The 1192-nt window shown below is 76.7% G+C and carries 1 pseudogene; it reads right to left on the bottom strand.

From position 1 onward, the window contains the following. Nucleotides 1-1192, bottom strand: a pseudogene (locus AC1DYP_RS24775) (hypothetical protein); the annotation flags it as partial.

The following is a 1192-nucleotide window of genomic DNA, read 5'->3' as shown; positions in this document are numbered from 1 at the left end:
AGATCGCGCCGGCCGCCGCCCCGACGTCGCCGACCGCCAGGGCCGCCGCCACCGTGTAGCCGCCGTCGCCGCCGCCGCCGCCCACGCTCTGGGCGAACACGCCGCGCGAGTCGTCGCCGGTCGTGACCAGGGTCCCGTCGGCCGTGACGTTGACGACCCCGCCCGCGCCGCCCGCACCGCCGTCGCCGCCGACCCCGATGCTGACCGCGCCATAGACGCCGATCGCGCCGCCGGCCCCGAAGCCGCCGTTGCCGCCGCCGCCGCCGATGCTCTGGGCGTAGATGGCCGTGGCCCGGTCGCCGCCGGTGGCGATCGAGCCGTCGTTGATGACCGTGACGTCGCCGCCCTTGCTGGCCGTGCCGCCGTCGCCGCCGATCGACAGGTTGACGAACAGGCCCACGCTGGTGGAGTCGCCGCCGTTGCCGCCGCCGCCGCCGACCGACTGGGCGAAGATGCCGCCCGAACCGTCGAGGTCGGTGACGATCGTTCCATGATTGCTGACGTTGACCACGCCGCCGACGCCGCCGCCGGCCCCGCCGCCGCCGATCGCGAACATGCCGCCCGCGCCGCCGCCGTTGCCGCCGCCGCCGCCCACGCTCTGGGCGAAGACGGCGTAGGAGTCGTAGCCGTGGGTGATCAGGTCGCCGCTGTTGGTGACCGTGACCGCCTCGCCGTCGCCGCCCGCTCCGCCCTTGCCGCCGATCGCGACCAGGCCGCCGGCCCCCGCGCCGTTGCCGCCGCCGCCGCCGATGCTCTGGGCGAACACCGCCTGGGACGACTTGCCGTCGGTTTCCACCAGGCCGGTGTTCGACACCGTGACGGTTCCGCCCTTGCCCGAAGCGCCGCCGTCGCCGCCGACGCCGACCAGGCCGCCGCCGCCCGCGCCGTTGCCGCCGCCGCCGCCGATCGACTGGGCGAACACGCCCGCCGCCAGGTCGTTGTGGGTGTAGATCTGGCCCGCGTTCGTCGCGGTCACCGCCGCCCCGTCGCCGGACGAGCCGCCACCGCCGCCGATGCCGACCAGGCCGCCGGCCCCGCCGCCCACGCCGCCGCTGCCGCCCACGCTCTGGGCGAACATGCCGATCGAGGCCAAGCCGTAGGTTTCGATGACGCCGTCGTTGAATACGTCGACCGTGCCGCCGTTGCCGCCGCCCGAGCCGCCGCCGGGGCCAGCCTCGTCGCGGGGTTCGAC

It is taken from the genome of Caulobacter sp. P1_D6, from assembly GCF_056406095.1.
This window is presented reverse-complemented; position numbering and strand designations above follow the sequence as displayed.